At 54.8% G+C, this 787-nt stretch carries 1 rRNA gene; it reads left to right on the plus strand.

Features of this window, described 5'->3' with window-relative positions:
• Nucleotides 1-787 (plus strand): 23S ribosomal RNA (locus ACW9TB_RS39340); the annotation flags it as partial.

Here is a 787-nt window from a genome sequence, read left to right on the forward strand (position 1 = left end):
GACTGTTTGAGGGGATCCCAAGTAGCACGGGGCCCGAGAAATCCTGTGTGAATCTGCCAGGACCACCTGGTAAGCCTAAATACTCCCTGATGACCGATAGTGAACAAGTACCGTGAGGGAAAGGTGAAAAGCGCCCCGGTGAGGGGTCGTGAAATAGTACCTGAAACCGTGTGCCTACAAGCCGTAGGAGCGTAAACGAGGGCTTGCTCTTGTTTGTGATGTGACTGCGTGCCTTTTGAAGAATGAGCCTGCGAGTTATGGTGTGTGGCGAGGTTAACCCGTGTGGGGGAGCCGTAGCGAAAGCGAGTCTGAATAGGGCGTTTGAGTCGCATGCTGTAGACCCGAAGCGGAGTGATCTAGGCATGGGCAGGTTGAAGCGCGGGTAAGACCGCGTGGAGGACCGAACCCACCAGGGTTGAAAACCTGGGGGATGACCTGTGTTTAGGGGTGAAAGGCCAATCAAACTCCGTGATAGCTGGTTCTCCCCGAAATGCATTTAGGTGCAGCGTTACGTGTTTCTTGCCGGAGGTAGAGCACTGGATGGCTAATGGGCCCGACAAGGTTACTGACGTCAGCCAAACTCCGAATGCCGGTAAGTGAGAGCGTAGCAGTGAGACTGCGGGGGATAAGCTCCGTAGTCGAGAGGGAAACAGCCCAGACCACCGACTAAGGCCCCTAAGCGTGTGCTAAGTGGGAAAGGATGTGGAGTCGCAGTGACAACCAGGAGGTTGGCTTAGAAGCAGCCACCCTTGAAAGAGTGCGTAATAGCTCACTGGTCAAGTGATTC

The sequence above is a fragment of the Streptosporangium sp. H13245 genome (assembly GCF_055690525.1).